The organism is Dactylococcopsis salina PCC 8305 (genome assembly GCF_000317615.1).
Classification (GTDB): Bacteria; Cyanobacteriota; Cyanobacteriia; order Cyanobacteriales; family Rubidibacteraceae; genus Halothece; species Halothece salina.
Genome location: NC_019780.1, coordinates 1,618,665 through 1,642,603 on the forward strand (window position 1 = coordinate 1,618,665; position 23,939 = coordinate 1,642,603).

A 23,939-nucleotide genomic window follows, 5' to 3' on the forward strand; every position below is an offset into this window, starting at 1 on the left:
CTAATTAGCAAAGGAACGTTGAGAGAGATGCCCTTGTTCAATTTGGGCAATGTCTAAACTTGGGGCAAACGACCCCATTTGGGCTAATTGTTTTTGCGCCGCCTCTTCTGAGACTTGTTCCATAGTAGAAGCTAATTCTAACCGCAACTGTTGAGCTTGTATATGTCCTAAAATCCCTAACCGAATAGCAGCTCCCATTATTCCAGTCACAAAGCCATGAAGATAGGCTAAAGTAGCATCATTTTCCTCTAACCTTGCAGCTCGACTAACCACTGCAAAAATAATGGGATGTAAGCCATAGCAGGGACTTTCTCTTGATGAGAGGGCTTCTAACTGGGAATCTGACCAGACAGGAGTGGCAACGCTTAACAAAGCCCGACCACTGCGAAGGAGACTGTCTCGGGTGGTTGCGACCAAAGTTTGTGACCAAAGGTGTTGTTCAATTTGTGCGATCGCGCTGATGTTTCCCTGTTGACTCGCGCGATGGGTATGAATTAGGGCAACCAGTTCACTTGCTCCCACCTTTTGCCATAACGCCAGTTCTATCATGTCTCTTAATTCTTGGCTAGAGGTGATTTCACCTGTTTGGACAAACGTTTCTAGTCCATGGGAAAGGGTATAAGTTCCCGAAGGAAAAAAAGAATCCGCTAATTGCAGTAAAGCTAACTGTTGAGAAGATTGCACCATGATTTAATGGCTATGATGAGTTTGACTTCTCCTCGCTCTAAAGAGACGAGGATTCTAAGAGGTGGCTTCGCAACGGGTTAAAAACCTCGTTGCTCCGCTCTTTCTCTTAGAGTTCCAGATGTACAGTCTGGATGGCAGAGTCAAAGCTGCCCTACTGACCTTGACTAGACTTATGCCTAGTTGTATCTCTACTTTTCTTAAGATATTAGCTGCTGCGTTTGCATCAGCATTTACAATTCTTCCCGTTGAATCCTTATAGCAACCTCTCGTTACTCGTTTTCCTGACGGTTGCCACCTTTCGGGTTTTTCGCCGAATGTCGGGGGCAAATCACGGTCTAGAAAGCTCGACTTAGAAGTATAAGATTCTTCAGTTTCTACAAACTCAATTCCATTTTCCTCTGCTAATTGTTGAATCCGATTCTTTAACTTAGCTGTGGGAATCTGGACAAAGTTTTGATTATTTTGGTGTCCTATATTGATCCCTTGACGCTGACCTTTATTCCAACCGAAAACGATGATTCCTATATCCTTAATAAGGCAATAATTAACTACCATCTTCGCCGCTTTATTGTTTTTCCTAGCGGGATTCTAATTTGACCATCTTTGAGTTTTAGGGCTTGTTTTGGGTAGGAAGCAACCGCCATTCCTCCCTTATCTCTATAACTTGGAAGTTTGGGATGCTTATCAATTGTTCCTTCAAAAAAGGCTTCTCTTAATCCTTGATAGGACTTAAAAGATTCAGCAACACTTCTTAGAATCTGTTGAGAACACGCTCGAGTGAAGAGCTTTGAAGTTGACCTGTTGTTTTAACTCTTTCTCTAAATCATACTTCCCAATGATTCTTTTCTCATTAAAGAAAGTTTGACGAGCCAGATATATCCCACAATTAGTGAGATTATTAGCCGTATAGCAAATATGTTCTAATATAGGAATTAAGTCAGAGCTTGGTTTAATTCGATTTGGCTGACATCCATACATAGGCGTTCTAAAATAATGCTAAAATTATTATAACATAACTCAAGTCATTGACAAGATATGAAAAAAGAACAATTTTCCATTCGGATAGAAGTAGGGAGACTTGAAAAGTTGAGACTATATGCAAGACATAAAAGAAAAACAATGACTCAGCTAGTAGAGGACTGGATTGATACTTTAGAAATGCCGAATTACAAGGACACAGAAGGCTAAAGCCTTTAAGTGTCATTCATCCCTCGATTTCAAATCGAGGGCTTTCTGGCTGAGTTACTGTAAAAAGTCAATGTATCGGCTTGGTATTCCTCATAACGAATTTCTAAGCCCGGAATCCCCAAGGAGTGAATTAGGGCTTCCATCATTTTTGGTTCTGTCACCAGTTTGATATAAAGGCAGTTTTCTTGAACCTGAATGGGATAATGATGATTCCCTAAAACGTGACCAAAATTAATAAAATCCTGAAGTTGATAAGGTCTCTGAGAATCCCATTGCACAACCATCACCGTTTCCCGTTGTAACGAAATCAGCAACCAATGTCCTTGATCCGTTTGAAAAATATCACCCTCTCGTAAAGACTGAAATCGCTCTTTAATAATGCCTATGGGGTTTCCTTGTCGGGTTTGGGTATAAATGCGCCCTTTACGGTTCTCTTCTGGGGTAATTTCTACCTCTAAATAAGTTTTTTGCTGAATTTGATGCTTTAACTCAGGATGATCTTGAATATTGCCGAAATAATGACGGGCTGTCCACATTACTTGGGTATCTCCGGTAACGTTGGTAATCCTAAAAAATGGCGAAAGAGACTGACCGCTTCCTTGATATAGTAGAGACTATCACTAGCATGACTGGCTAGTAAACGAATCAGTAATCCTTCACAGTTGGGTAGGGTTGAAACCCCTACTTTCAAATCCTTGCTGTAGTCTTTTAGCAATATTTGTAATTTCTCTTGTAAGACAGATAGTGTAATTGCCTTCGGGGGGACTAAATAAAGCGTTCCCATAATCGGCAATGCTGCTAAAAGATGACTCTTTCTCAAGGGATTTTTCTTGCCCAATAGTTGACCTGAATCTTGAAAAAGACATTTCCCCTGTTGATTCTTCACAATGAATTGATTACTGTAATGGCGAAATTGATAAGATTCTCCTCGCGCAAGCCGTCCGGGGATAAGAATTTCACTGATGGCAAATCCTGAGTTGTCAGCAATGGTAATTTCCGATTTTTGCTGAAAACAAGCATCTTGATAAAGGATAATGGGCTCTGGTAGCCATTCTAGAAAAGCCCCCTCAGCAAGAGTAACGCAATGGGTTAATTGTGCTGATTGTTCAAGGTTAGGCATGGTATGAACTTTAGTCGCCGCTTGATCTGTAAGAAATAAATGGCTATTTTTGGCAAGGGTGATTTCACCAAAACAGCGATCGCCTGCTAGCCAGCCCGGCGCAGTATTCATCAGATAGAGATAAAGACAGTGTCGATCCTTAGAAGATAGCATCAGAGGGGGAGACAGACGAAACGGATAGGTTGCATAAGTCCGCATGGCTTGGGAATAACCTTGAACATCTTCACCCACTTTTAACTGTAAATGTAGAGTCATAGCGAAACCGAATCAACAAATAATAAGGTTTGGAAAATAAATTCCATCACAGAAGATAAGCCCTCCCCAGTTTTACAGTTGGTGTAAATAACAGGTTTTCCTTGCCGATTGGCAGTTGCTTCTTCTCGAATTATCTTGAGATCTGCCCCTACGTATGGCGCTAAATCAATTTTATTAATCACCACTAAATCAGCTTGCGTAAAGCCAGGGCCGCGCTTAGAAGGAATATCATCTCCTGCCCCCACATCAAGGACAAAAATATAGGCATCTACCAAATCATAGCTAAACGTTGAGGCTAAATTATCGCCACCACTTTCCACTAAAATTAAATCTAGGTCTGGAAAGCGTTTTTCTAAATCAGCGATCGCGAGTAAATTCATAGAAGGATCTTCACGAATCGCCGTATGAGGGCAACTTCCTGTTTCTACCCCCCAAATGCGGTCTGGCGGCAACAAACTCCCCCGTTTCAATCGATCCGCGTCTTGCTGAGTGAGTAAATCATTGGTGACAATTGCCAACTCAATCTCCTTTTCTCGGAGTCGTGGGACTAAGTTTTCAATTAACGCTGTTTTCCCACTCCCCACGGGGCCACCAATCCCTAAGCGAGCAACAGAAGGGCTTTCCATCATTTTTTACCTCAACGGAACATATAAAGTCGTCCTAAAGAAACGCGATCAACGGGATCACAGGTTGCAATTTCCCCATCCACTCGCACTTGGAAGGTATCAGGATCTACCTCAATTTCGGGACAAGCGGTATTATGCTTTAAGTCTGCTTTACTCAGTTGACGAGTATTCTGCACAGGTAAGAAGGCTTTTTGTAAGCCCAAGCGGTCAGCAATCCCATAATCAAGTGCTGATTGCGTCACAAAACAGGCAGAAGTGGCAGCGGCTGCTGTGCCATGGCTTCCCCATTGCGATCGATATAAAATTGGCTCACAAGTCATCAGTGAGGCATTCGATTCTCCCATCGCAGACCATGCAATAAAGCCTCCTTTAATAATCACTTCTGGCTTAATCCCAAAAAATCCCGGTTGCCAAAGCACAATGTCTGCCATTTTCCCTGTTTCTAATGAACCGACATGATCAGCAATCCCATAGGTAATCGCAGGATTAATCGTATATTTGGCTAGGTAGCGCAGAATCCGTTGGTTATCATTGCGGTCATTATCTTCGGGAAGGGGGCCCCGTTGATCCTTCATTTTGGAAGCAAGTTGCCATGTGCGACAAATAACCTCGCCAATGCGTCCCATCCCTTGGCTATCGGATCCCATCATTGTGATACTGCCAAGATCATGAAGAATATCCTCAGCAGCAATGGTTTCTGCACGAATCCGAGATTCTGCAAAGGCAACATCTTCAGGAATACGACGGTTGAGATGATGACACACCATCACCATATCTAAATGTTCATCAAACGTATTAACTGTATAGGGATTTGTGGGATTAGTCGAAGAAGGAAGACAGTTAGCAATTCCAGCAACTTTAATAATATCAGGAGCATGACCTCCTCCTGCCCCTTCTGCATGATACATATGAATGGTACGTCCCGCGATCGCGCTTAAGGTATCTTCCACATACCCTGATTCATTAAGGGTATCTGTATGCAGTTGCACCTGAAAATCATAAGTATCGGCTACCTGCAAGCATTGATCAATGGTAGCTGGCATTGCCCCCCAGTCTTCATGGATTTTTAGCCCGATCGCGCCTCCTAATATCTGTTCTACTAAACTTGACGGCAAACTGGAACTGCCTTTGCCAATAAAGCCAAAATTAATGGGAAAGTCTTCAGACGCTCGCAACATCATCTCTAAATTGCGTCTGCCACTAGAACAAATTCCCACAGTGACTGGTCCTAATCCCCCTCCTATCATCGTCGTAATGCCACTGGATAAGGCTTCTGGACATAATCCAGCACTATCAAAATGAACATGACCATCTAACCCCCCAGCCGTGGCAATTAATCCTTCTCCTGCACGGACATCTGTATTGGCACTAACAATTAAGTTGGGATCTACTCCATCCATAATGCCAGGATTCCCAGCTTTGCCAATGCCAGCAATTTTGCCATTTTTGATCCCAATATCCCCTTTAATAACGCCCAGTACAGGATCCATTACCGTTACATTCGTAATTACAAAGTCTAGCGCCCCTTCGGCAGCCGTTACCCCAGCAGCTAACCCCAAACCATCTCTGAGGGTTTTACCGCCACCAAAAACACATTCATCCCCATAAGTGGTAAAATCCTGTTCTACTTCAGCAACTAATGAGGTATCGGCTAACCGAATCCGATCCCCTGTGGTGGGACCAAATAATTCGGCATATCGTTCACGACTAATTCGCATCCTTTCTGTTCCTTCAAGCTAGTTAAATCCGTTTTCCTCAGCCTTTTTTAGGGCTTGTTTTCGCGCCATTTCTTCTTGGCAATTCCCATTCACTAAATTATTTAATCCGATAACTGTTTTGTCGCCCCCCAAAGCCACTAAGGTAACTTCTTTCGTGTCGCCAGGTTCAAATCTCACTGCCGTTCCAGCAGGGATATCAAGGCGAAATCCTAGAGCTTTTTTTCGGTCAAATTTTAAGGCGCGATTAACTTCAAAAAAGTGATAATGTGACCCAACTTGAATCGGTCGATCTCCTTCATTAGCCACTCTGATTTGACAACTTTCGCGATTTTTATTGAGTTCAATCTCTCCTTCAACACAATCAATTTGACCGGGAAATTCAAAGGGAAATGAGCTTTCTGTCATTAATATTACTCCTCAAAAATAGGACGAATCGGATTATCAATACTGACTAATTTAGTTCCATCGGCAAAATGAGCTTCCACTTGAATAATAGGAATTAATTGAGCAACGCCGGGCAAAACATCCTCTGTTGTCAATAAAGTAGCCCCTTCTGACATTAACTGAGCCACTGATTTATCTTCTCTTGCCCCTTCAATAATGACATCCGTAATAAAAGCAATCGCCTCTGGAACATTCAATTTAATCCCTTTTTCTTTTCGTCGTCGTGCAATTTCAGCTGCGGTAAAAATGGTTAATCGCTCTTGCTCTTTGGGCGTGAGATACATAAATTCATAAAGATAGCTTGAAACTATTTAATCTCCAAGTATTTTTTAATTTATCATTAGCAAGAACAATCATTTGTAGCTCTCGATACCATTGCTAACAATCCAAGGTCTGACTTAACTCCCAAGGCGTAATTTCTTGATGGTAATGTTGCCATTCTTGTTGTTTTAATTTCAGATAAGACGCAACCCCCCATGGGAAGTTCAAAGCGATCGCGATCGGGAATCTGAATGGCATGAGTGCGATTGTTCCCGCCATAACTCGCGGTATTGGGTGACCAAGTTGCCCCAGAGGCAGTGGCAGCCGCATTAATGCGTTTATAGGAATTAACAGTGGGATTACTGAAAGCACATAAGGCTTGAGAAGAATGAAGAATACCTGCAATTTGATGTAAGAAGCGCGATCGCGCCTCAACGCAGTCCAAGTGTTAGTCCGATATACTGCTCGATCGGGTAATCATCAGGTAATTCTGGTGGCAATTCTGGGGCATTGGGAACTAAGGTTTTAAACTCTGATACTTTCATTTTCGTTCGATCGGGTGATCATCGGCTTGAACACTGCATTATTTTCTAGATTATCTATTTCCTCAGCGACGATTCAACTCCGATTTGTGCCATTACCCATCAAGAACTTAACAAACCTTTGAAAACCCTTGTCCCCAATGATCCTAGTTTAGTCAGCGCGATCGTCTCTTGGCTAGAAGCAAGGGGAGAAGAGAAGGTTTTGTAAAGCGCGATCGGAATTTCTCCGAAAGGGAGTAACAGGACAAGCCGTGTTCCCTCAAACATAAAACTTGCCATAAATTTACGATCGCTGTAAGGCACTTGGGGACAACCAAGCACTTCATCTGGCCAGCGATCGCGCTTCCTGCTTCTAGCGACAGCAGCGATAAAAAGGACTGCCCCGCAAGCCCAAGCCAGTGATGATCTGTTTGAGTTCTTCTGCTTTTTGCGCGATCGATGTCGTTTCATGAAAAATCTTCATTTCGTCAATCACACCATCATCGTTTTTACCCTCAATGGGAGAGAAACTGAGATTGAACACTTGAGCGCGATCGCGTTCCCCTGTCGCCATCTCTTTGATTGATGGCACGATAATAATTAACTGTGCTTTCCCAACTTATTCCCCCAGAAGACCGATGACACGAATTTGTCATCACGTCATTTAATTTGTCGCTGTACATCGGTGGAAGAACATCGTTGATGGCGAACATAGGAAAATAGAACATTATGATAGCGATCGAGCAATCCCTAAACAGCTAATGAATGAACGACCGATGCTCGTAGAGCGGTGGCTTTGCCACATCGAGCAAACAATCAAACAAACAACAAGGGATCAATCACGCAACTGGAAATAACCAACGAACGATCGAGCGACTGAAAACAGAATATGATCATTGATGGCGATCGATGCTTCACATCGGTGCGCGGAGCGCAATCGCGCGACTGAACTGCAAACCATAGACCAACGAACGATCGAGCAACTAAACGCTTAACCTATCTCATCACCAAGCGAACTCGCGCTCACAGGCTGGAGGGCTGAACCTAGAATCTCCCATCATGATCTTTGATTTGATGGGAGAGCGTCAACCAATGTACCGCCTACGCGATTGCGCTCCGCGCACGCCCATCGAAGATTCATACAGAACCTTCTATCCGTCGAAAGATCGCTCTCGTTAGTTTCGGCAGAGTATTTATGGAAACGCCAAAATCCTAAATATAAGTGGGATAAAACGCTACAGTACCGAGTCAATAAGCGTCAAAATTGAAGCTGATCTGAACGCGATCGGATACTCTCTAAGCACCGTCATGGGGAAAGGAACTAGAAGAAGCGGTTAATTGCGCTCTGTTCGAGTGTAATACCATTTTTGAAAAGCCAAGTTACAGTAATAAAATCTGAATTGACTGTAGGGTTTGCAAGGCAAACCCTACGAAATGTAACATCTACTTTTTAAATTGGTATAAGTTCATGCCCACTGGGAGAGAATTGATTGAATTAGTGAAGGGAAAAAGTAGCGCGATCGCGCTGGAGTTAATCTTTAAATTTGGCTTTGGTCAAGATATCGGCGATCGGCTTTTGTTAATTTTAGTGGTGGTATTGCTCTTAGCTGCGGTGCAATTATTTTCTTTCGGCTTATTAGGAGAACTGTTGATTCGGACTTACCATGAGTCGCAAGGAAGACCGATTTATCGGGTTCGAGAGATTTTTTCTTTAAAGCGCGATCGAGATTAATAGTGATAACGTCCTGATAGAAAATGAATTTTTTGCTTATGAACTTGATTTTCCTAATCAATTCCCCTTAACCCAACTCTAGAAAAATCTGGAGCTTGCAATCAACTGTTTTTGGCAATTGCAAGCAAACGGTAACATTAAATACAGATTACTTCTCTTAACATTTGCTTCAATGCCATAAAAGCATAATATTAGGTCAAGTAGCTTATGGCAATTGCCTCCAACCGGTCTCAGTCTCAAAAATGGAATAATTTATCGACCCAGAGGGGACATCTGGGTGACTTAGAGATGATGTGTTTGATCTGTGGCGGTTTTCACATGACCCAAGATCATTGGCAATTTCTTCAAACAATGCCCCAAGATCCTGTCGATTTGATTGATGACTTGGTTAACATGGGCATTTATAAAAGTGAATCCCTCAATTTAGCCGATACTCTCAATCGCGCCGAACTCCGTAAAGCCCTATTCTTAAAAGCGGCGGGAAAAGGGAATCCCAAACGGGAAAAACTCTGCAACGAACTCAGTAAAGCTGCGGGAGGATTCGATCAAGCCTTTGCGGCTGCTTTTGGTCCCAAATCAGCCGAATTTTTCGGTGACGCAGCAAAAATTAGTGCCAGCACACGACGACAATTTCTGCGTAATGTTGCCATTGGCGCTGCGCTAGTCACCTTGTCAAATTGTGGACGTAATGGGAATCAGCAAGCCACTTCCGACCAAGAAACTGAAGAATCCGTTGATGTCAGCAATTTAGAAAAAACAAATTTAAAAATTGGTTTTATTCCCATTACTTGCGCCACCCCCATTATTATGTCCAAACCCCTAGGCTTTTATGAGCGATATGGGTTTAGTGCTGAAGTCGTAAAAATGCCCAGTTGGGCAGCGGTAAGAGACTCAGCGATCGCTGGTGAGCTAGATGCTTATCATATGTTAGCTCCTATGCCGATCGCGATGACGTTGGGACTAGGCTCATCCTCTTTTCCCGTAAAATTAGCCAGTATCGAAAACATTAATGGTCAAGCAATTACCGTTGCTTCCAAGTACCAAGGACAAATTAATGGACCGGAAGATTTCCGAGGCTTTAGTATTGGCGTTCCCTTTGAATTTTCCATGCACAATCTTCTGTTGCGCTATTACCTAGCAACAGGGGGCATTGATCCCGATAAAGATGTCCAAATTCAGGTGGTTCCTCCTCCGGATAGTGTTGCCCGTTTAGCGGTGGAAGATATCGATGCGTATTTAATGCCTGATCCCTTCAATCAACGGGCAGTTGCCGAAGGAGCCGGATTCATCCATATGCTAACCAAAGACTTGTGGCCTGGTCATCCTTGCTGTGCCTTTGCTGCGAGCGATGAATGGATTGATAGCAATCCCAACACGTTCCGAGCCTTAAATAAAGCCATTATCGATGGGGCAGGATATGCCAGCAACCCCGAAAACCGTCGTGAAATTGCAGAAGCGATTTCGGCACGGCGATACCTCAATCAACCAGTGGAGGTTGTAGAAGCTGTGTTAACCGGTCAATTTGACGATGGAAGAGGAAATCAACGGGATGTTCCGGATCGTATTGATTTTGATCCCTATCCTTGGAAGAGTTTTTCCCACTGGATCAGCAGCCAATTAGTGCGTTGGGATTTCCTCCCTGAAGAAAAAGCAAATTATGGGGAAATTGCTGACGACATTTTCTTAACTGATCTCGCCCGAGAACTAGCCCAAGAAGTGGGACAAGATGCACCCGAGGAGATTTTCCGTACTGAAAACTTAATGTTTGACGAATTTAATCCAGATGAGGCTTCCAATTACGTCAAACGGCAGATTGATGAATATGGGGTTTAAATCATGAGCAAACAGCAAGTTCTTTCTAATCCTCCTCAGTCTTTACCGAATCCCAGTTGGCTCCAAAATAAAAATTTGCAAGCCTTACTGGCGTTTTTAGCTTCTTTAGCCGTCTTTCTCCTGCTGTGGGAACTTGGCACTCGCCTAGGACTTTTTGCCAAGCTAATGCCTCCTGCTAGCCAAACCATGGTTGATTTGTGGGGCTGGATTAGTGATCCATTTTACGACTTCGGCCCCAACGATAAGGGCATCGGCTGGCAGCTATTATTCAGTTTGCGTCGAGTGAGTCTTGGCTTTATCCTAGGTTCCCTCATTGCGATTCCTGTGGGGATTGCTGTGGGATTATCGGAAGTCGCCTCGAAAGCAATTGATCCCTATGTGCAGCTTTTTAAGCCTGTCTCTCCTTTAGCTTGGTTACCGTTAGGATTGGGCATTCTCCAAAATTCGGAGTTAACCGCTGTTTTTGTAATTGCAGTTAGTAGTATTTGGCCGACCTTAATTAATACTAAATTTGGCATTAGCAATGTCAGTGAAGATTATTTGGATGTGGCAAAAACCCTTGGCGCGTCTCCACGGCGTACCCTGTTTAAGGTGATTCTTCCGGCTGCTGCCCCCAATATTGTCTCCGGGTTACGCATTAGTATGGGCATTTCTTGGCTGGTGATTGTGGCTGCGGAAATGTTAGTCGGCGGCACCGGTTTAGGTTACTTCGTTTGGAATGAATGGAATAACCTCAGCATTACCAGTATTATCACCGCCATTATTGTCATTGGCATTGTTGGCATTATTCTTGACCAACTTTTTGGCATTTTGCAGACATTTGTTTCATTTGGAAAACAATCATCATGAGTAGTCTTTCTTATAACGACAATTCTGTCTCTGCAGTAGCGGAGGTAGGAGACGAGATTCAACTTTCTCTCCAAGGGATTACCAAAGTCTTTCCGGGGAAAAAAGATTGGATGAGTAAATTATTGCGTCGCACTTCCCCAGACTTTATGGCGCTAGATGAAATTAGTCTAGATATTAAACACAATAAATTTGTGTCTATTATTGGCCCTTCGGGCTGCGGGAAATCGACGCTCTTAAATATCATTGCTGGGTTGGCTTCCCCTAGCAGTGGAACGCTGTTAATGAATGGCTATTCCCTTGAAGGACCCGGGCCCGATCGCGGCCTGGTTTTTCAAAACTACGCCCTCATGCCTTGGATGAGTGTCGAAGGAAATATTGCCTTTGCCCTAGAAACAGTGGCTCCAACCATGCCCAAGGTTCAGCAAAAGCGCGCGGTGAAAGAAAATATCGAGCTTGTGGGGTTAACCGGAGCCGAAAAAAAGCATCCTCATGAGTTATCAGGGGGAATGCAACAACGGGTAGGCATTGCTCGGGCTTTAGCCATTAACCCGCAAGTGTTGTTAATGGATGAACCCTTTGGCGCGTTAGATGCCCTGACCCGTGGTTTTCTCCAAGAGGAAATTGAACGGATTTGGGATCAACAACGCAAAACCGTGATTATGGTAACTCACAGTATTGAGGAAGCACTACTGCTCTCAGATGAGATCATTATGATGACTCGTGGGCCAGGGGCGCAGGTGGATGAAATTTTAGAGGTTCCCTTTCCTCGTCCCCGCAAACGGGAAGAAGTGGAAACGCATCCTGAATACAACAATCTCAAACTGGAGATGGAACAACATCTCTATCGCGAAACCCGTGCTGTAGAAAAATCTCGTTTGTAAACCACTATTACTTGAAATTGGAGGAGTTTTAAAAATGCCGGTCGCTGAAATTACCGAAAAACTATTAGCTGCGAAGAAAGAAAAAGGGATCACCTTTGAGGATTTAGAAAAGCAAGTTGGTCGCGATGAAGTGTGGATTGCCTCAGTGATCTATCGCCAAGCTAGTGCGGATATGGAAGAGGCGAAAAAAATTGTTTCTGCGTTGGGATTGCCCGAAAGTATGGCAGAACCGTTAACAGTTCCCCCGATGAAGGGAGGTTTAGAGCCGCAAGTTCCCACCGATCCGCTAGTTTATCGCTTCTATGAAATTATGCAGGTTTATGGGATGCCTGTCAAAGATGTGATTCATGAAAAATTTGGCGATGGGATTATGAGTGCTATTGATTTTTCCATTGAAGTTGATCGCGTCGAAGATCCCAAAGGCGATCGCGTTCAAATTACCATGTGCGGCAAATTCTTACCCTACAAAAAATGGTAAATCTGTAATCTCTAGTTGGTCTTAACTTTATGCAATTAACTCAAATGACTAAACCGCAAAAGCGCATCCTTTTCCTCAGCTTGGCACTGGCTATTCCCTTTTTGTTTGCTCCGGCGGCTTGGGCGCATCACCCCCAAGGCGGAGAAACTCCCGATAACTTGATTCAAGGCTTCTTATCAGGCTTAGGACACCCCGTTGTCGATTTAGATCATTTAGCGTTTGTCATTGCTACTGGGCTGGTTGCCATTGGCTTGCAATGGGGCATTATTGTCCCGATCGCGTTTTTAGCCACTGCCCTATTTGGCACCAGTGTTCACCTGAGGGCAATTGAGATGCCCTCGTTAGAACTTGCCATTGCCAGTTCTGTCATGCTGTTTGGCGTGATGTTAGTCATGCGTTATCGCAACGCGTTTCCAGCATTTGAAAATACGGCAATCGTGGCTGGCTTAAGCGCGATCGCGGGAATTTTTCATGGCTACGCCTACGGAGAAGCCATTATTGGTGCGGAAATGACTCCCCTAGTTTCCTATTTGGTTGGGTTTACCGTCATTCAAGGAGGGATTGCCCTTGCTAGCTATGGGTTAGGAAAACAGTTGTTTCAATCTTGGCGCTTATCTCGGCTTTATTCAGGATTAATGGTTAGCGCGATCGGTGTTGTTTTCTTTTCTCAAGCCCTTTAGTCAACTCAATTATTCCCCCTTTTTGGGGGAAGATAGGTATGAACTTGTTTTCTCGTCAAAAAGCAGATCCCCAGAAAATTCAAACCATTAAAACTTGGATTGGCGAAACTTTCCATCTTCCCAGTGACATCCCGATATCAATCAGCCAATTAACTTGTACCGAACCGGGATGTCCCCCCATTGAAACCGTCATCTCCATTATGAAAACTTCTACTGAAACCTATAAAATTCATAAGGCAGTTGAAGAAATTCAATATCATGATATCTCTCAATTAAAGAATTAAGTTAACATAAGAATTATGACCGCAGTTTCTACAGCAACAAAAACCGTTCCCGTTACGATTTTGACCGGTTACCTTGGGTCAGGTAAAACCACACTTCTCAACCGTATTTTGACTCATGAACATGGCAAAAAAGTGGCTGTTATTGTCAATGAATTTGGGGAAGTAGGAATTGACAATCAACTGGTTATTGATACCGATGAAGAAATTTTTGAAATGAATAACGGTTGTATTTGTTGTACCGTTCGTGGGGATTTAATTCGGATTATCGGCAATCTCATGCAAAGACGGGACAAATTTGACCACTTAGTTATTGAAACCACGGGATTAGCTGATCCTGCTCCTGTGATTCAAACCTTTTTTCTCGATGAAGAATTACAAGCCCAAATGAATCTTGATGCAATTGTTACTGTTGTTGATGCGAAACACATTTGGCAACACTGGGAAAGTGAAGAAGTACAAGAACAGGTAGCTTTTGCTGACGTTATTTTACTCAATAAAACCGATTTAGTTTCTCCTGAAGAGTTAGCGACTCTTGAGAAACGTATCCGTGGTATGAATACCATCGTCAAAATGTATAATACCCAATATGCGAATATCCCGATGGATCAAATTTTGGGAGTAGAAGCCTTTAAGTTAGAAAAGGCTTTAGATGTGGATCCAGAATTTCTCAATGAAGAAGATCACGAACACGATGATTCGATTTTCTCTTTTACCATTACTGACTCACGGGAAATTAATTTAGAAAAACTTAACCAGTGGCTCGGAAATCTGTTACAAACTCAAGGTCCTAATATTTTTCGGATGAAAGGCATTCTCAATGTTGCTGGGGAAAAGAATCGCTTTGTTTTTCAAGGCGTTCATATGATTTTTGAAGGGCAACCTGATCGAGCTTGGAAACCAGAAGAATCTCGAAAAAATGAACTGGTATTTATTGGTCGCAATCTTGATCCTGAGCAGTTAAGAAAAGAATTTCAAACCTGTTTAGCGTGAACTCTAAAATCCGTTTGATCCCCAAAAAGCGGGAGCAACTTTCTGACTATATCAGCGCGATCGCGTGGTCGCCACAAACCCACCTCCTCGCCAGTTGTTCCGCTGCCGGAGAACTCTGTCTCTCTTCTCTGGAGGGGAATTCGATTGCCCTTCATCAAGGGGGAGAAAGGGCACTTAGCTGTGTAGAGTTTTCTGTTCAAGGGGAGTTTCTTGCTACTGCCGGACAAGCCGGAACCTTACAAGTTTGGAATTTGCAAACCGACCCCCCAGTCTTAGTTTGGGAGAAAAAATATCCTCTCTCTTGGCTGGATACTCTCCAGTGGCATCCTCAAAAACCCATACTGGCTTATGCAGTGGGGCGAGAAGTTTATATTCTGGATTTAGAACAAAAAGTTATTATTGCCACTGTTCCGTTTGAAAACTCTTCTATCTTTGACTTGTCATGGCATCCCCACCAAGATTACTTAGCCGTTAGTGGCAGTGGCGGAATTAAAGTTTGGCAGTTGCAACACCTTAACCAATCCCCCTATGAATTAGAGGTGCCAGGGGCAAGTTTAACTGTTGCTTGGTCAAAAGAAGGAAATTATTTAGCCTCTGGGAATTTAGATCGTACCTTAAGCATCTTGGCATGGGAAAATCCACCGCCTTGGTTAATGCAAGGATTCCCAGGTAAAGTCCGAAAACTTGCTTGGTCTAATTCTTCGCCAACTCATTCTCCTCAAATGGCTGCCGCTTGTATGGAAGGAATTATTCTCTGGCGACAAGACAAAAATGGGGATCAATGGCAAAATACCGTCTTAGAAACTCATCAAGGCTTTGTGAGAGATTTAAGTTTTCATCCCTCAAAACCTTTTTTAGCCTCAGCAGGAGATGATGGTCGAATTATCCTTTGGAACGATGAAAAACCCCTTAAAACCCTGAAAACCAAAATAGGCGGCTTTTCCAGTTTGCAATGGCACAATCAGGGAAATTATTTGGCAGCTGGCACCAGTCATGGGGAAGTTTTAATCTGGGAATGTATAAGTGAAGCCAATATTAAAAAAGGGTTTGGATGATGGGGAGCATTTTGGGTTTGCAAAACGTGCTCAAAAAGCTCAAAATAGAAGCAATCATTGGGTTGAAACTGAGTCACGATGATCTCTGACAAGCCAGCCCTCCCACTTTAGTCACTTTAACCAATTGCGATCGCGCCTTTTTCAGCAAACCCTAATTACGCCAACAAGGCTGAAAATCGGAAAGAAATTGCTAGCGCGATCGTGCCAAGACGATACTTAAATCAGCCGGTGAAGACTCTAGAAGCGGTTTTGACAGGACAATTTGAGGATGGCTTGGGAAACTTCCGCGATGAACCCGATCGAATCTTTTTTGATCCCTACCCTTGAAGAAGTTTTGCCCAATGGATTACTACTCAACTTGCACGTTGGGACTATATCACCTCAAATCCTTATTTGGTAAAACTTTCAGTTTCCCAACAGCAAACCCTAGTTAAAAAATGCTATCTTAGTAAAGCCAAATTACCTGTACAAAAATCGCACATCTAGAGCTTCGGGTGTTTTCCCAGAGAAAATTCCCTCTAGGTGGAGGATAAACCCGAAAAGGAGAACTAAACAATGGCAGTCATTAGCCTCAGAGAATTATTAGAGTCTGGCGTTCACTTTGGACACCAAACCCGTCGCTGGCATCCCGCCATGCGTCCCTACATTTACACCGCACGGAATGGCGTGCATATTATCGACTTAGTGCAAACCGCACAGTTGATGGAGGAGGCATACAGCTATCTCCAAGATGCCTCCGCAAATGGGCAAAAAGTCTTGTTTGTGGGAACAAAACGACAAGCCGCCGGCATCATCGCCCAAGAAGCCAGTCGTTGCGGTGCGTTTTACGTTAACCAACGCTGGTTAGGGGGAATGTTAACCAACTGGGAAACCATTAAAACCCGTGTGGAACGTCTGAAAGAATTAGAACGTCTCAAAGAAAGCGGTGCAATGGCACGCCGTCCGAAAAAAGAAGCGGCGGTATTGGGACGAGAATTAGAAAAACTGCAAAAATACCTCGGTGGCATCAAAATGATGCGTCGTCTTCCTGATATTGTGGTCATCGTTGACCAGCGTCGGGAACATAACGCAATTATGGAATGTGAGAAATTAGGCATTCCGATTGTTTCCATGTTGGATACGAACTGTGATCCAGGGTTAGCGGATATTCCCATTCCAGCCAATGATGATGCGATTCGATCGGTGAAACTAATTGTTGGTAAACTAGCTGATGCAATCTATGAAGGTCGTCATGGACAATTGGATCAAGAAACTGAAGCCGAGTATGATGAACTAGAAGAAGGGATTGGAGAGTACCCAGAATACGAAGAAGAAGAAGAAACTCCTACCGATTCAGAAATGGCAACAGTTGGGGAAAGTGGAGAAGAATAATCTCCTCTCAATCCCACCAGAAAAGGCTCTCTCTTTTTGATGCAATAACGGTGTTACACTGCTCAAAGATATCCGTTTGTAGAATAAGGAAAAGGTTAGATGGCGGAAATATCAGCAAAACTGGTTAAAGAGCTGCGCGAAAAAACTGGCGCTGGCATGATGGACTGTAAAAAAGCGCTTGGGGAAAGTGATGGTGATGTGACAAAAGCCATAGAATGGTTGCGTCAGAAAGGCATTACTTCTGCCGAGAAAAAACAAGGACGCGCCGCCACAGAAGGGATTATTGACAGTTATATCCACACTGGCGGACGCATTGGGGTTTTAGTAGAGGTTAACTGCGAAACCGACTTTGTGGCTCGTCGTGAGGAGTTTCAAACCCTTGTGCGTGACATTGCGATGCAAGTGGCGGCTTATGGCAATGTAGAATATGTTTCTACTGCCGATGTTCCGAAAGAGATTGTGGAAAGAGAAAAGGAAATTGAAAAAGGGCGGGAAGATTTACAAGGAAAACCCGACAATATTAAAGATAAAATTGTTGAAGGACGTATTGATAAGCGTTTGAAAGAGTTATCTTTGTTAGATCAGCCCTTTATCAAAGACCAAAGTATCACCGTTGATGAATACATTAAACAGGGAATTTCGGTTTTAGGTGAGAATATTCAAGTCAGACGGTTTGCTCGTTTTGTCTTAGGAGAAGGGATGGAAGAAGAAGAATAAATACTTCTCTACCGATTATTGTTTGTGTTGATTAATTAAGGCAAAAGTAAGTGTGAGTGCTGGCTTTTGCCTTTTTTCTATAGTTATTAATAAATAAAAATATGGTTAGAGATTTACAACATATTGAAAAAGATTTAGAAAGTTTAGAGAGTCAAGTGAACTCGATCGCGCTACAATTAGAAACAGTGGGTCAGGAATATATGGAGATTTTAGGAGATACGCTTCAAAAGCAATTAATCTTTTCCGTTTATCAAATTTGCACCCAAGAATATCCCCAAGCCTTTCTAAATTTATCTCTTTCTCAACAACAACAGTTACAAAAAAAAATACGAGATTTAGGAAAAGAAGCAAAAGACAACCTAAATTTAGGGGGAGAAATCTTAAATCAAGTGCAGTTTAACGAGGAAGAATCAGAGAATATCTTATCGGAAGCATGGGAAAGTAATAATAACTCTGAGCCATCATTAAACACAGAAATTAATACCGAAGCCTTAAAAAAAATCTTACAAGAACAGGAAAAAGAAACTCATCCCATCACTGAAGAAGGTAATCCTGAAAAAGTAATGGCTTGGTCAAGTCTTAGAGAAGAAGCAACCGTGATGATTTTAGAAAATGTCTCCAGTCAAGCCAATGAAATTTTGCAAGATATGAATGTTTTACCCCAAGATTTACCGAAAGAAATGATTGATGCAGCGATTCAGTCTGAGGGCGCAGGTTCAATGAGTAACCGCGCTCCTGGAGTTCTACATTTGATGTTAGAAATGGAACGAAATAAACGACAAGAAAGAGATGAATCGGAAGAAGAGGAAGTAATGCAATTGACGATTCTTCGTTTGCGGGTTGCAGAGTTGGAATTTGCCGCTCCCAGTTTAAATACAAAACGGAGAGAATTAAGAAATTTAGAACAGCAGTTACAACAGTTTAATCAGCAGTATCTGAAACTTCACAAAGAACGCTCGATCGCGCAAGCAGAACTTGCCTGGCGTAGTAGCTGGCACGAAGATTAACGTTATACCATTTTGGAAAAGTCAAGTAGTCAAGTAGGGTGGGCAAGGCAAACCCTACAAGCCCATCAAAAAACCCCTCCCGTGAGAGGGGTTTCATATTATCTAGAAACAGTTCAGGAAAAGCTCCGAACCTAGTCTAAATCAGGCATGGATAATACTGGCTCAGTTTCACGAGCGATACCTTTTTCAAAACCAGCAGCAGCAGCACGAGCGCGACCCGCGTGCCATAAGTGACCAATTAAGAAGAAGAATCCTAAGATGAAGTGAGAACCAGCTAACCATTGACGGAGGTTAACGTAGTTGAAGGAGTTGGGTTCAGTAATAATACCACCCACAGAGTTAATCGAACCGTTAGGAGCGTGAGTCATGTACTCAGCAGCGCGGCGTAATTGCCAAGGCTGAATATCATTTCTGATTTTGTCCACATCCAAACCATTCGGTCCACGTAACGGCTCTAACCAAGGTCCTCGGAAGTCCCAGAAACGCATGGTTTCACCACCGAGAATAATCTCACCAGTGGGAGAGCGCATTAAGTATTTACCTAAACCAGTGGGACCTTGAGAAGTGGCAATATTTGCCCCTAAACGTTGGTCACGAGCTAAGAATAAGAAGGCTTGCGCTTGTGATGCTTCTGCGTTGGTCGGACCATAAAACTCACTGGGATAAGCAGTATTATTGAACCATACCATGGAAGCAGCGACGAAGCCCATTAAAGAGAGCGCACCAAGGCTGTAGGAGAGATATGCTTCACCAGACCAGATGAACGCACGACGCACCCAACCAAAAGGCTTGGTGAGAATGTGCCAAACACCACCCGCGATGCAAATTAAGCCAACCCAGATGTGACCACCAATGATGTCTTCCATATTGTCAACACCAATGATCCAACCTTCTCCACCGAAGGGAGAGCTTAGAAGGTAGCCAAAAATCGCAGCGGGGTTAAGGGTGGGGTTATTAATGACACGAACATCACCACCACCTGGCGCCCAAGTATCATAAACGCCGCCGAAGAACATTGCTTTGAACACCAGCAGTAACGCACCGATCCCTAAGATGATCAGGTGGAAACCAATAATGCTGGTCATTTTGTTCTTATCTTTCCAGTCATAACCGAAGAAAGCGGAGTATTCTTCTAAGGTTTCTGGACCACGTACGGCGTGATAAATTCCACCTAAACCGAGAACGGCGGAGGAAATCAAGTGCAATACGCCAACAACGAAATAAGGGAAAGTATCAATCACTTCTCCACCTGGACCGACACCAAAGCCAAGAGTTCCGAGGTGAGGGAGAAGGATTAAGCCCTGCTCATACATGGGCTTTTCGGGGACAAAGTGACCGACTTCAAAAAGAGTCATTGCACCTGCCCAGAACACAATCAAACCAGCGTGGGCGACGTGAGCGCCAAGTAATTTACCAGAAAGATTGATTAAACGAGCGTTACCAGACCACCAGGCGTAACCACTAGATTGTTGATCACGACCGGAACCGACATAAGTATTAGAGAGCGTTACCACGTGGCAGTACCTCCTCTGGGAATTCAAATTTCTGATGGGGTTGGTCATCCGGTGCCATCCATGCACGGAGACCTTCGTTTAATAAGATGTTTTTAGTGTAGAAGGTTTCAAATTCAGGGTCTTCTGCTGCGCGAATTTCTTGAGACACAAAGTCATACGCACGCAGGTTTAAGCCTAAACCGACGACTCCCACTGAAGACATCCACAGTCCTGTTACTGGGACAAACAGCATGAAGAAGTGTAACCAACGTTTGTTGGAGAACGCAATTCCGAAAATCTGACTCCAGAAACGGTTTGCTGTCACCATGGAATAGGTTTCTTCGGCTTGAGTTGGCTCGAAGGCACGGAAGGTGTTGTTGCTGTCGCCACCTTCATCAAACAGGGTGTTTTCTACGGTCGCGCCGTGAATTGCACAGAGTAACGCACCGCCTAAAATTCCAGCAACTCCCATCATGTGGAAGGGGTTAAGCGTCCAGTTGTGGAAGCCTTGGAAAAATAGGATGAAACGGAAGATACCTGCAACTCCGAAACTGGGCGCGAAGAACCAGCTAGACTGTCCTAAAGGATAAAGTAAGAAGACGCTGACGAATACGGCGATCGGACCGGAAAATGCGATCGCGTTATAAGGGCGAATTCCGACTAAACGAGCAATTTCAAACTGACGAAGCATGAAGCCAATCAGTGCGAAAGCGCCGTGAAGGGCGACAAAGCTCCACAGTCCGCCAGTTTGACACCAGCGAACAAAGTCCCAGTTGGCTTCGGGTCCCCATAAGAATAATAAGGAGTGTCCGAAAGCATCTGCTGGAGTGGAAACCGCTACGGTCAGGAAGTTACAGCCTTCTAAGTAAGAGCTTGCTAAACCGTGAGTGTACCAGGAGGTAACAAAGGTGGTTCCAGTGAGCCATCCCCCGATCGCCATGTAGGCGCAAGGGAACAGCAATAAACCAGACCAGCCAATAAAGACGAATCTGTCGCGCTTGAGCCAGTCATCGACCAGGTCGAAGACTCCTCTTTGTTGTTGAGCGCGTCCTACTGCAATTGTCATGATTTCAAATCCTCTTGCTTAATAATTTGCTGCAAGAATGCTAAGTTTTACGTGCTTTTATCTCTTTAGGATAACTTAATCTCACTTAAAGTGTTAAGAAAGTTCCTGCTGAGATGGAAAAAGTTAATAATGATGACACTACCCTAGAAGTCGCCATTGTTGGGACTTACTTGGTGATAAAGGGAGAGTAGTTAACTTAACCTTTTTTAACAATAGCACAAATTTTCCTCATTTTTCGAGTGGATTAGCAGAATTACTTTCAAAAATTGCTGTGATTGGTTCGATCGCAAAGAGGTTCTAGAATGGTCGGGTAGGTCGAAGCCTTATATCTAGCCTGTCACATCTCAAACCGCCTTGGAGTGTCCATCCGTTCGACTTATTGTGTTAGCCTTTCACCGAGACAGTTATCGGTTCAGATTTCCACTCTGTACGCATAAGAGGACTTTACCAGAAAAGACTTTCGGCTTCTTTCCCCCCTAAGAACCGAGCGTGCGACTTTCACCGCACTCGGCTCAAGCAAACCAGACCTTCCCTTACGTCTCTTAGTCACCTGGGGTCAAACCTCCAAATGGATAGGCTCAACTCCTCCCGCAGTTACGTTTGCATTGCTGCATCTAACTTTTCCTGCGGTCTTAAGGCAACGTCACTTTTTGGTACTAAGTAACTGATTCACCCGTGTCCAAGTTAGCTCCCCTTTCAGGTGGGGCAAATTTTGAACCCCTATCCGTCGAGTTATACCCCGAAGGGCTTTCTTCTTGCTTTCGTGTTCCTGCTTGAACCAAGTCCAACTATCGGTTATCCGAAATCAGGTTATCAGACAAGGAACTGCACGGAATCAGCAGACGGCATTCGCTTTTTGGACTGTCCCATACCCACTGAGGGATTGTGCCTTCCTTACGGTCAGCCTACTGGTGAGCCAGACCCCAATGGGCTTACCACGTTCCACATTTGAGAGATGCGCTCAACTTAGGTGGTGTTCTATCCGCCGAGGGTGCTATGGTGTACTAGAGACTCCAATGCTCGGGAAGACTCCTGACCGTTGCCCTTGACAACCCACATACTTGCTCTCGCTTTCGTGGCTAATCAACCCTGTTTCAATACTCGCTCGGCACATGACCTTAGCTTACAGGGACAATGGTAACGACGGCTCGTCGAACACTTCACGTTAGTTCACCATATTGAACTTTCCCTAGCACCTATTCCCTTTCTGGCGAGTCATAATTAGGATATGGTTACATTTAACTCCCTGCTTTTCCACCCTGCCGTTACCAGCAACGCAGTTGGGAGCGGGAATAGCCTTGTACACTAGGCTAGAGTCTTTCTGAGGGACTCACTCTAGAAATGCGACATCGTGTCGCACGAACATGATCATTTTATAACAATCCTTTATGAGTGCATCCACAACGGTTCAAGATAGCCAAGTTTTAACACAAACCATAATTGGCGCCCGTCGTCCTAGTAACTACTTTTGGGCGGTGATCGCAATGATTGGCGGCGTTGGTTTTTTGCTGGCTGGTCTATCTAGCTACTTCCAAGTGAATTTACTCATTGTCAGTGATCCCACTGACTTACAATTTATTCCACAAGGAATCGCTTTAACCTTTTACGGGGTAGCCGGTTCTCTCGTTTCTACTTATCTTTGGTTAGTCGTCCTTTGGGATGTGGGCGGCGGTTATAACCAGTTTGATAAAAACACGAATCAGGTTAAAATTTTTCGTTGGGGTTATCCTGGCAAAAATCGCCGCATTGAATTGGTCAACAAGCTCAGTGATGTGGAGGCGGTAAAAGCAGAAATTAAAGAGGGCTTAAACCCCACGCGAGCGCTTTATTTACGAGTGAAAGGACGCAGAAACATTCCTCTGACTCGTGTTGGTGAACCCCTCCCCCTGAGTGAGTTGGAAAACCGAGGTGCAGAATTAGCTCGTTTTTTAGGTGTTCCCCTAGAAGGAATTTAAAGCAGGACTTATGTTTAGAAATCAATCTTTTTCGCGGTGGCTTAACCCACTGTTTTCAGTGATACTTGTTTTCGCTGTTTTCCTTAGTGGCTGTAGTCCAACTCCAGAAAGTAATTCGCAAAATTCACAGGACAATAATACTGTAATGACTGATAATTTACCTCAACTGAATGGCAAGGCGACGATCGAGCTAATGGTTAAAGGATCACCAATTATGATTGAGGTGAATGGTGACTTAGCACCCGTGACCGCAGGAAACTTTGTTGATTTGGTACAACGAAAGTTTTATGATGGTTTGAATTTTCATCGCGTGGTGAAAGAACCACAGCCGTTTGTGGTTCAAGGGGGCGATCCCAAAGGAAATGGAACGGGAGGCTTTGTGAATCCTGAAAATGGTCAGCGTCGATCGATTCCTCTCGAAATTGTCCCCGCAGGTGCTGAAGAACCAGTTTATGGTAAAACTTTAGAACAGGCAGGTTTACAGAAAAATCCAGAACTGAAGCACGATCGGGGCGCATTGTCAATGGCTCGATCGCAGATGCCGAACTCCGCATCCTCTCAATTCTTTATTGCTTTAGCAGATGTTCCCTTTCTCGATGGTGATTATGCTGTATTTGGCTATGTCACCAGTGGGATGGATGTCGTCGATACCATCCAAGTGGGAGATAAAATTGAATCCGTGAGAGTCGTTTCTGGTGGTGACAATCTTGTGAAAAGTTAACGATTTC

22 protein-coding genes and 4 pseudogenes are annotated in these 23,939 nt (G+C 43.8%); 15 read left to right on the forward strand and 11 right to left on the reverse strand.

Annotation, left to right across the window (positions count from 1 at the left end; all coding sequences use genetic code 11):
• The 8 genes and pseudogenes from DACSA_RS08055 to DACSA_RS08095 all read right to left on the reverse strand — a co-directional run.
• The gene (locus DACSA_RS08055; protein WP_015229277.1) at window positions 1-687 is read right to left on the reverse strand and encodes an urease accessory protein UreF; all 687 of its coding nucleotides are present in this window, start codon (window positions 685-687) and stop codon (window positions 1-3) included.
• Window positions 688-741: 54 nt separating this feature from the next.
• A pseudogene (locus DACSA_RS23035) lies at window positions 742-1,665 on the reverse strand (IS200/IS605 family accessory protein TnpB-related protein).
• A gap of 239 nt (window positions 1,666-1,904) precedes the next feature.
• Window positions 1,905-2,411 carry an urease accessory protein UreE gene (locus DACSA_RS08065; RefSeq protein WP_015229278.1) on the reverse strand — a complete coding sequence of 169 codons (507 nt, stop codon included), beginning with the start codon at window positions 2,409-2,411 and terminating at the stop codon, window positions 1,905-1,907.
• Complete coding sequence (locus DACSA_RS08070) at window positions 2,411-3,250, reverse strand: urease accessory protein UreD (protein WP_015229279.1); 840 nt, start codon at window positions 3,248-3,250, stop codon at window positions 2,411-2,413. Before DACSA_RS08070 ends, DACSA_RS08065 begins: the two co-directional genes overlap by 1 nt.
• Window positions 3,247-3,879: an urease accessory protein UreG gene (gene ureG, locus DACSA_RS08075; protein WP_015229280.1), complete on the reverse strand. Its 633-nt coding sequence runs from the start codon at window positions 3,877-3,879 to the stop codon at window positions 3,247-3,249. Before ureG ends, DACSA_RS08070 begins: the two co-directional genes overlap by 4 nt.
• 8 nt (window positions 3,880-3,887) lie before the next feature.
• Window positions 3,888-5,594 (reverse strand): urease subunit alpha, encoded by a 1,707-nt coding sequence (gene ureC, locus DACSA_RS08080; RefSeq protein WP_015229281.1) that lies wholly within the window; start codon window positions 5,592-5,594, stop codon window positions 3,888-3,890.
• 18 nt (window positions 5,595-5,612) lie between these two features.
• Window positions 5,613-6,322 (reverse strand): annotated as a pseudogene (locus DACSA_RS23040) (urease subunit beta).
• A gap of 94 nt (window positions 6,323-6,416) precedes the next feature.
• Window positions 6,417-6,705: pseudogene (locus tag DACSA_RS08095) on the reverse strand (hypothetical protein); the annotation flags it as partial.
• A 257-nt stretch (window positions 6,706-6,962) separates the two neighbouring features.
• Between DACSA_RS08095 and DACSA_RS22855 the strand changes: the two are divergent.
• Window positions 6,963-7,049 (forward strand): hypothetical protein, encoded by an 87-nt coding sequence (locus DACSA_RS22855; RefSeq protein ID WP_408605626.1) that lies wholly within the window; start codon window positions 6,963-6,965, stop codon window positions 7,047-7,049.
• A gap of 144 nt (window positions 7,050-7,193) precedes the next feature.
• Here the strand turns inward: DACSA_RS22855 and DACSA_RS08100 are convergent, their stop codons facing one another.
• On the reverse strand, window positions 7,194-7,412 hold the full coding sequence (locus tag DACSA_RS08100) for a hypothetical protein (protein WP_156800719.1): 219 nt from the start codon (window positions 7,410-7,412) through the stop codon (window positions 7,194-7,196).
• Between the two features lie 942 nt (window positions 7,413-8,354).
• Between DACSA_RS08100 and DACSA_RS08105 the strand changes: the two are divergent.
• From DACSA_RS08105 to DACSA_RS08160, 12 genes and pseudogenes are all read left to right on the forward strand, one after another.
• Window positions 8,355-8,552 (forward strand): annotated as a pseudogene (locus tag DACSA_RS08105) (glycosyltransferase); the annotation flags it as partial.
• Between the two features lie 207 nt (window positions 8,553-8,759).
• Complete coding sequence (locus tag DACSA_RS08110) at window positions 8,760-10,385, forward strand: ABC transporter substrate-binding protein (RefSeq protein WP_015229286.1); 1,626 nt, start codon at window positions 8,760-8,762, stop codon at window positions 10,383-10,385.
• A 3-nt stretch (window positions 10,386-10,388) separates the two neighbouring features.
• Window positions 10,389-11,234: a nitrate ABC transporter permease gene (ntrB, locus tag DACSA_RS08115; RefSeq protein ID WP_015229287.1), complete on the forward strand. Its 846-nt coding sequence runs from the start codon at window positions 10,389-10,391 to the stop codon at window positions 11,232-11,234.
• Window positions 11,231-12,115, forward strand: a complete 885-nt coding sequence (locus DACSA_RS08120) for an ABC transporter ATP-binding protein (RefSeq protein ID WP_015229288.1) — start codon at window positions 11,231-11,233, stop codon at window positions 12,113-12,115. Before ntrB ends, DACSA_RS08120 begins: the two co-directional genes overlap by 4 nt.
• Window positions 12,116-12,149: 34 nt before the next feature.
• Window positions 12,150-12,593, forward strand: a complete 444-nt coding sequence (cynS, locus tag DACSA_RS08125) for a cyanase (protein ID WP_015229289.1) — start codon at window positions 12,150-12,152, stop codon at window positions 12,591-12,593.
• A 44-nt stretch (window positions 12,594-12,637) separates the two neighbouring features.
• Window positions 12,638-13,273: a HupE/UreJ family protein gene (locus tag DACSA_RS08130; protein WP_232225245.1), complete on the forward strand. Its 636-nt coding sequence runs from the start codon at window positions 12,638-12,640 to the stop codon at window positions 13,271-13,273.
• Window positions 13,274-13,311: 38 nt separating this feature from the next.
• Window positions 13,312-13,557 (forward strand): hypothetical protein, encoded by a 246-nt coding sequence (locus tag DACSA_RS08135; protein ID WP_015229291.1) that lies wholly within the window; start codon window positions 13,312-13,314, stop codon window positions 13,555-13,557.
• A 15-nt stretch (window positions 13,558-13,572) separates the two neighbouring features.
• The gene (locus DACSA_RS08140) at window positions 13,573-14,547 is read left to right on the forward strand and encodes a CobW family GTP-binding protein (RefSeq protein WP_015229292.1); all 975 of its coding nucleotides are present in this window, start codon (window positions 13,573-13,575) and stop codon (window positions 14,545-14,547) included.
• Entirely contained in the window at window positions 14,544-15,602 is a 1,059-nt protein-coding gene (locus DACSA_RS08145; protein WP_015229293.1) for a WD40 repeat domain-containing protein, read from the forward strand. Before DACSA_RS08140 ends, DACSA_RS08145 begins: the two co-directional genes overlap by 4 nt.
• Before the next feature lie 555 nt (window positions 15,603-16,157).
• The gene (gene rpsB, locus DACSA_RS08150; protein ID WP_015229294.1) at window positions 16,158-16,973 is read left to right on the forward strand and encodes a 30S ribosomal protein S2; all 816 of its coding nucleotides are present in this window, start codon (window positions 16,158-16,160) and stop codon (window positions 16,971-16,973) included.
• A 99-nt stretch (window positions 16,974-17,072) separates the two neighbouring features.
• Complete coding sequence (tsf, locus tag DACSA_RS08155; RefSeq protein WP_015229295.1) at window positions 17,073-17,690, forward strand: translation elongation factor Ts; 618 nt, start codon at window positions 17,073-17,075, stop codon at window positions 17,688-17,690.
• A 101-nt stretch (window positions 17,691-17,791) separates the two neighbouring features.
• Window positions 17,792-18,697, forward strand: a complete 906-nt coding sequence (locus DACSA_RS08160) for a hypothetical protein (protein WP_015229296.1) — start codon at window positions 17,792-17,794, stop codon at window positions 18,695-18,697.
• A 131-nt stretch (window positions 18,698-18,828) separates the two neighbouring features.
• On the opposite strand, the gene psbC is transcribed toward DACSA_RS08160, so the two are convergent.
• Both psbC and psbD read right to left on the reverse strand, forming a co-directional pair.
• The gene (psbC, locus tag DACSA_RS08165) at window positions 18,829-20,211 is read right to left on the reverse strand and encodes a photosystem II reaction center protein CP43 (protein WP_015229297.1); all 1,383 of its coding nucleotides are present in this window, start codon (window positions 20,209-20,211) and stop codon (window positions 18,829-18,831) included.
• The gene (gene psbD / locus DACSA_RS08170) at window positions 20,195-21,256 is read right to left on the reverse strand and encodes a photosystem II D2 protein (photosystem q(a) protein) (protein WP_015229298.1); all 1,062 of its coding nucleotides are present in this window, start codon (window positions 21,254-21,256) and stop codon (window positions 20,195-20,197) included. The genes psbC and psbD overlap by 17 nt, the downstream gene beginning before the upstream one ends.
• A gap of 1,388 nt (window positions 21,257-22,644) precedes the next feature.
• Between psbD and DACSA_RS08175 the strand changes: the two genes are divergently transcribed.
• Window positions 22,645-23,211, forward strand: coding sequence for a photosystem I assembly protein Ycf4 (locus tag DACSA_RS08175; RefSeq protein ID WP_015229299.1), 567 nt, complete (start codon window positions 22,645-22,647; stop codon window positions 23,209-23,211).
• Window positions 23,212-23,221: 10 nt separating this feature from the next.
• A complete protein-coding gene (locus DACSA_RS08180) occupies window positions 23,222-23,932 on the forward strand; it encodes a peptidylprolyl isomerase (RefSeq protein WP_015229300.1) in 711 nt (236 codons plus the stop codon).
• Window positions 23,933-23,939 lie beyond the last annotated feature (7 nt).

Excerpts from the sequence above, each read along its gene's own strand:
- DACSA_RS08130 (WP_232225245.1), top strand. The coding sequence starts at position 12,638 with ATGACTAAACCGCAAAAGCGCATCCTTTTCCTCAGCTTGGCACTGGCT.
- DACSA_RS08120 (WP_015229288.1), top strand. The coding sequence starts at position 11,231 with ATGAGTAGTCTTTCTTATAACGACAATTCTGTCTCTGCAGTAGCGGAG.
- DACSA_RS08135 (WP_015229291.1), top strand. The coding sequence starts at position 13,312 with ATGAACTTGTTTTCTCGTCAAAAAGCAGATCCCCAGAAAATTCAAACC.
- rpsB (WP_015229294.1), top strand. The coding sequence starts at position 16,158 with ATGGCAGTCATTAGCCTCAGAGAATTATTAGAGTCTGGCGTTCACTTT.
- DACSA_RS08180 (WP_015229300.1), top strand. The coding sequence starts at position 23,222 with ATGTTTAGAAATCAATCTTTTTCGCGGTGGCTTAACCCACTGTTTTCA.
- DACSA_RS08175 (WP_015229299.1), top strand. The coding sequence starts at position 22,645 with ATGAGTGCATCCACAACGGTTCAAGATAGCCAAGTTTTAACACAAACC.
- tsf (WP_015229295.1), top strand. The coding sequence starts at position 17,073 with ATGGCGGAAATATCAGCAAAACTGGTTAAAGAGCTGCGCGAAAAAACT.
- ureC (WP_015229281.1), bottom strand. The coding sequence starts at position 5,594 with ATGCGAATTAGTCGTGAACGATATGCCGAATTATTTGGTCCCACCACA.
- DACSA_RS08065 (WP_015229278.1), bottom strand. The coding sequence starts at position 2,411 with ATGTGGACAGCCCGTCATTATTTCGGCAATATTCAAGATCATCCTGAG.
- psbD (WP_015229298.1), bottom strand. The coding sequence starts at position 21,256 with ATGACAATTGCAGTAGGACGCGCTCAACAACAAAGAGGAGTCTTCGAC.
- ntrB (WP_015229287.1), top strand. The coding sequence starts at position 10,389 with ATGAGCAAACAGCAAGTTCTTTCTAATCCTCCTCAGTCTTTACCGAAT.
- cynS (WP_015229289.1), top strand. The coding sequence starts at position 12,150 with ATGCCGGTCGCTGAAATTACCGAAAAACTATTAGCTGCGAAGAAAGAA.
- ureG (WP_015229280.1), bottom strand. The coding sequence starts at position 3,879 with ATGATGGAAAGCCCTTCTGTTGCTCGCTTAGGGATTGGTGGCCCCGTG.
- DACSA_RS08160 (WP_015229296.1), top strand. The coding sequence starts at position 17,792 with ATGGTTAGAGATTTACAACATATTGAAAAAGATTTAGAAAGTTTAGAG.
- DACSA_RS08070 (WP_015229279.1), bottom strand. The coding sequence starts at position 3,250 with ATGACTCTACATTTACAGTTAAAAGTGGGTGAAGATGTTCAAGGTTAT.
- DACSA_RS08140 (WP_015229292.1), top strand. The coding sequence starts at position 13,573 with ATGACCGCAGTTTCTACAGCAACAAAAACCGTTCCCGTTACGATTTTG.
- DACSA_RS08110 (WP_015229286.1), top strand. The coding sequence starts at position 8,760 with ATGGCAATTGCCTCCAACCGGTCTCAGTCTCAAAAATGGAATAATTTA.
- DACSA_RS08055 (WP_015229277.1), bottom strand. The coding sequence starts at position 687 with ATGGTGCAATCTTCTCAACAGTTAGCTTTACTGCAATTAGCGGATTCT.